Annotated in this window: 5 protein-coding genes and 1 pseudogene; 1 reads left to right on the forward strand and 5 read right to left on the reverse strand. The window is 36.5% G+C overall.

Going from position 1 to position 5515, the window contains the following annotated elements; translation table 11 throughout:
* Nucleotides 1–174 precede the first annotated feature (174 nt).
* The gene (locus QZ548_RS07600) at nucleotides 175–777 is read left to right on the forward strand and encodes an HD-GYP domain-containing protein (RefSeq protein ID WP_004693025.1); all 603 of its coding nucleotides are present in this window, start codon (nucleotides 175–177) and stop codon (nucleotides 775–777) included.
* A 46-nt stretch (nucleotides 778–823) separates the two neighbouring features.
* Here QZ548_RS07600 and QZ548_RS07605 read toward each other — a convergent pair whose 3' ends face one another.
* From QZ548_RS07605 to QZ548_RS09035, 5 genes and pseudogenes are all read right to left on the reverse strand, one after another.
* On the reverse strand, nucleotides 824–1519 hold the full coding sequence (locus tag QZ548_RS07605) for a ComF family protein (protein WP_005386851.1): 696 nt from the start codon (nucleotides 1517–1519) through the stop codon (nucleotides 824–826).
* Nucleotides 1519–3672 (reverse strand): ATP-dependent RecD-like DNA helicase, encoded by a 2154-nt coding sequence (locus tag QZ548_RS07610; protein WP_295869463.1) that lies wholly within the window; start codon nucleotides 3670–3672, stop codon nucleotides 1519–1521. The genes QZ548_RS07605 and QZ548_RS07610 overlap by 1 nt, the downstream gene beginning before the upstream one ends.
* The gene (locus tag QZ548_RS07615; RefSeq protein ID WP_005386853.1) at nucleotides 3672–4436 is read right to left on the reverse strand and encodes a shikimate kinase; all 765 of its coding nucleotides are present in this window, start codon (nucleotides 4434–4436) and stop codon (nucleotides 3672–3674) included. The genes QZ548_RS07610 and QZ548_RS07615 overlap by 1 nt, the downstream gene beginning before the upstream one ends.
* Before the next feature lie 13 nt (nucleotides 4437–4449).
* Nucleotides 4450–5382, reverse strand: coding sequence for a bifunctional riboflavin kinase/FAD synthetase (locus QZ548_RS07620; protein WP_295794130.1), 933 nt, complete (start codon nucleotides 5380–5382; stop codon nucleotides 4450–4452).
* 2 nt (nucleotides 5383–5384) lie between these two features.
* Nucleotides 5385–5515: pseudogene (locus QZ548_RS09035) on the reverse strand (pseudouridine synthase); the annotation flags it as partial.

The following is a 5515-nucleotide window of genomic DNA, read 5'->3' on the forward strand; positions in this document are numbered from 1 at the left end:
TATGCCAAATATGAATACAACATGTATGCAAGAACATACGTGTCATACACAAAACATAATTTATGGTGTATAATTTGTATACTGTTAAATTAGAACGGCCTAAAGTTGTACGATATGAACATAAGTACGAGGGGTTGTACCATATGTTCTACATGTTAGTTAAAGGGGTTTATTATGTTTATGTTATCATTAATGCAACCATCTGGGTTGTACGAACTGGAGAAGGACAGTTTAGAAGCCATTAGCGCTCAGCTTTTGCAGATGATACAAATGAAAAGCTATCATCTGTACACTCATTCTATCCAAGTTTCAAACTATGCAGTTAGTATTGCTGCTAAAATGGGTTTACCATTAAATGAAATTGAACAAATTCGCCATGCAGCATTACTTCATGACGTAGGATTATTAATGGTACCTAATGCATTAATCCAAAAATCTCCATATCTTAATAAACAAGAAATGTCCAAGTATAAGCAACATGCTGCAAGTGGTGCGAATATGATCGAAAACTACCCTTGCTGCCAACAAATCTTGCCTTATATTCGTTACCATCATGAAAAATGGGATGGCTCTGGTTACCCTAAACATTTGCGTGGTGCTAACATCCCATTAGGAGCTAGAATCATTGCTGTTGCAGATTATTATGATACAACAGTTAATCCTTCTACAGAATTTTGGGCAAAGACAAAAGCTAAAGCAAAAGAAGAACTCTTTAGTGCATCCGGCTCTCTCTTTGATCCAGATGTAGTAAAAGCATTTATCGATGTGCTAGGCTAATATAATGATTAAGCGTTCACCATTCGGTGAACGCTTTTATATATAATTAAAAACTACCGCTAGCTAGTGTCAGAGCATCGAGTCTACTAGGATTATAGGACCTAAGAACCTTAGCTACGGCTTCGATTGTTGCCCCTGTAGTATAAATGTCATCTACAATTAAAATACGCTTTGTGGAGAAATCAATATCTTTATACTCTGCTTTGATCACAAAAGCATTCTCTATATTTTGATGTCGTTCTTTATGGGTTAAGGACCACATATCATTAGAAGTATCAAACTTATATATACAATCTAGCCATACAAAATATGGCTTATCTATTTTCTCTAACGAGTATGCCCATTTTTTAAAGAACAAATCGACCTGATTATAGCCCCTCTTTTTCTTCTTCATCTCACTAGACGGTACAGGAACTATATAATCATAGATAGTCTTACAATTCCCCTGTACAATATTAGACTCATCATAATTCATGTAAAAGTTGTACGATGCTAAAAAAGGAGCAGCCCCCTTGGACTGCTCCTTTTTTTCATTAAATTTTACATCGTAAATCATAGACTTTAGACCACCACAATAGTCTGCTAGCACACACACATCATCTACATAATGTAAAAATTTATGTGGCACATGACGAATATGTAATAGATCGTTAAAACAAGTTTCACACCAATCCCCTTGTGTTGCTACAGAGGCACCACAGTGAGGACATACAGGTGGAAATAGGAAATCCCAAAGACTCATTACGAATCACATCTCCCTTGTAGTCTTTCTTTAAACAATGTATATCGTTCATCTGCATTTACAGTACGTACAGCACGTTCTATAGCGCTTGTAGTACCCACAATGATAACCTTCCGTTTTGCTCTTGTAACAGCTGTATACAACAAATTACGCTGCAACATACCACCATAACGTGGTACAAATGGAATGATAACTACACCATACTCACTACCTTGGCTCTTATGAACCGTAATAGCATAAGCAGGCATAATCATATGAGCTTCATCAATAGGTAGACGAACCTCTTTATGGATAAATCGGATACAAATATCGCTTCGTGTAATGGCGTAAATTACTCCAATTTCACCATTAAAGACCTCTAACTCATAGTCATTGAGAATTTGGATAACCTTATCGCCAACGCGATAAGTAATGCCATTTACACGGGCTTCCCCTTTTAAGCTATCCGGTGGATTAACAGCTTGTTGTACATATTGAGAAATTAATGTACTACCGGCTTCACCACGGCGCATAGGAGAAATAATTTGAATGTCTAGCTCATCCTCTACATGCGCTTGTTCTCGTTTATATACATCGATGATAGCTTTCATCATCATGTCATAAGACTTAACAGGTATAAACGAAAACTCTTCACTTACACTGTCTAGATTTGGCATTTCACCACGGTTAATAGCATAGGCGCTTTCAACGATAGTATTACCAGAGCTTTGACGATAAATCTGGTTGAGTCGTGTATAAGGAACACAATCACTATCGAGTAAGTCTTTTAATACAAAACCAGCCCCAATAGGTGGTAGTTGATCAACGTCACCAACGATAATGACATGGGCTTCCTTTGGAATGGCCGCCATTAAGGAATAGAACAAGCGTACATTAAGCATAGATGCTTCATCAATGATGATAACATCTATATCTAATGGATCCTCTTCATTCTTAGTAAAGTCGTAAGAGTCACTACCTTGAACAGGTACTAATAATCTATGAATCGTAGTTGCTTCAAACTCCGTCGCCTCTGTAAGTCGTTTCGCAGCACGGCCCGTAGGAGCGCAAAGAATAATCCGCCCTAGTCCACCAAGTTGGAAGCCTTTTACTAAAGCCTTAATAATCGTCGTCTTACCAGTACCAGGACCACCAGTTATAAGGGAAAACTTTTCAAAGAAGGATAGCTGTATAGCCTCTTTTTGAGCATCCCCAAATGTAATATGATTATCAGCTTCAAACTTTTCTATAAAACTAGGAATATCTAGAGAAATTGGATCAGCCTCTAATAAGAAATCTTTTGTATAATGAACGCTCTCTACTTCAGACACATACATTTCTGGAGGGTAGATATATAAGATATCTTCATAATACGTACTATATAAAGCACCTTGCTCTAAAAGGCTTTCAATAAAATTAGCAATATCATCTACATCAGTTTTTAATAGATCGTCTAAACGACCGATAAGTTGATCGACAGGCAAACACGTATGCCCTTGATTATCCAAACTGCGTAGAATCCATTCTAATCCCGCTTCTAAACGACGCGTATCACTACCTGTAATCCCCAAGTGTTCTGCTAGCGTATCAGCGGTGCCAAAAAGCATATCTGGAGCCACACGTAACAAGGTATACGGATTATCCTCTATAACAGCAACAGACTGAACACCATAATAGGTGTATACGGTACGACTCCATTTAGAAGAAATATGATGGCTTTCAAAAAAGTGATTTAAATCGGATAAAATACCTTCACCAAGTAAGGTATTAAATAATTCGTCCTTAACACTTTTACGAAGTCCAGGAACATCCTTAATTTCTTCTGGACGTTCCTCCCGTAAAACTTCTAAAATACGGATACCAAAATACTCAAGGACCTTTTCTACGGACTTTTCACCAAAACCTTTAATACCTAAATTTAATAAATAGGTCTTAGCAGCCCCCATGTTATCAGGTTTAAGTTTTTCTACACTAGTAGCATCAAATTGACGACCATATTTTTCATGTTCTACATAACGGCCTCGAACTTCGATATCTTCTCCTTCTTTAGGAGATTCAAACTTGCCAGTACAAGTAATGTATTCCTCATTATAATCCTTAAGGACAAACACGCAATACGTACGTTGTGTATTCTCATATATAGTTCGGTATACAAATCCTCGTATGGCGTCCATTATTTCTCCGTATTAGGCAAAGCTTCAATAATTTCTTGTACCGCATCGGTAATGCTACCTTCATTACCAATTTTGATATGTGCCACTTCTTCGTATAAAGGGTATCGTTCTTCATATACATTGAAGATATATTCAATACTTTCTTTTACAAGTGGACGAATTTCAAGATCCAAATCATCTAAGATATGATTTACATCGCGATTAACAAATACAACAAGACCATTATTGCGCATTAGCTTAACTGTTTTATCATAAGTAACAGTACCACCACCAGTAGCAATAACAGATGGTTTATTATGAATTAATTCCTTAATCGTGTTATATTCATATTCACTAAAAGCATCTTTACCGTCATAAATAAAGATTTTTTGAACAGATTTACCAACCTTATCTTGAATCGTTTGATCTAGATCGTAAAAGTCTCTGCCTAATTCTTTAGCTAGCATTTTGCCAACTGTTGTCTTACCGGCACCTGGCATACCGATGAGGAAAATATGCTTATGCATATGCTCTTTTAAAAACTCATTGCTCATAGACACAACAGTTTTTATATAATTTTCAATATAAGGTGCTAATGTTTTATCTTTGCAATTTTCAGTATGCAACGCAATAATACTTTCATCACGTTCTTCATCAATGAGTGGTAAATGATGTTCATCCTTATATTTACCAATCTCTTTAATCAATGTAAGACGTTTTTCAAACTCTGTAACAAGTACGGAGTCAATACTATCTATTTGTTTGCGAGCTTCTTTAATATCCATGAGAACCCCCTTATCATGCTTTAGCTAAAACAGCTAGAGCCTGTTCTTCATCTACCTTCATTTGATCAATAAGATCTTGTAAGTTATTAAATTTAACTTCTCCTCTAAGATAGGAAATAAATTGTACAATTACTTCTTTTCCATATATATCTTGGTCAAAGTTAAATACATGTACTTCGCATCTATGGTACTGATTCTTAAATGTAGGATTATCCCCAATATTACCTACCCCATCATACCAAGTACCATCGATACACACGCGATTAGCGTATACACCATCTGGAGGTGTAGCCATTTCATTAGGAAGCAACAAATTCAATGTTGGGAACCCTAATGTGCGTCCTCGTTGATCACCTTTAATTACAGTCCCTTTAAATTGGAATGGTCTTCCAAGCCAATGAGTAGCATCTTCTAAACGCCCTTCGCGAATGGCCTTTCTAATCTCCGTACTTGAAATAGGAGTACTAAGTCCATCACAAGGCAATAAGGGCTGCACTAAAACTTGTATATTTTTATCCGCTAATACTTGTTTCATATAATCTGGATTACCAAGACCTTTAGCACCAAATGTAAAGTTTTCTCCAATTACAATAGCAGCTACATTCATATCTGTACAAAGAGCGCCCAAAAAATCGTCAGCACTCATTTTTAGTAACTCTTCAGTCATAGGCAACCGTAAAATATAGTCTACATTCAAATCTTCAAGAACGGAATCCATAATCTCTTCTTGAATGACCCGTTTAGGCACTCGCTCTGGATGTAGTATAGTTAGTGGATGATGTTCAAAGGTAATGATTATACTAACACCATTAACTGCCATTGCCTCATCAACGGCCTTGCGTATAACTCGTTGATGACCTCGATGAATACCATCAAAGGTACCTAGGGCATATACTTTTGTATCTTTGATTTGACGCAGTTCATCAAACGAATGTATTTGCTTCATACTTATCCTTCAATAAAAATATTTTTTTCCACCTTCAAAGAGTGGTTAGTTCGTTTCATAATCCCTATAAATCCATGAGGACCATAGGCTCTATAATAATGTTCTGGTTCAGTATAAGAAAATTCGTTACCAA

The sequence above is a fragment of the uncultured Veillonella sp. genome, assembly GCF_915069625.1.
GTDB lineage: Bacteria > Bacillota > Negativicutes > Veillonellales > Veillonellaceae > Veillonella.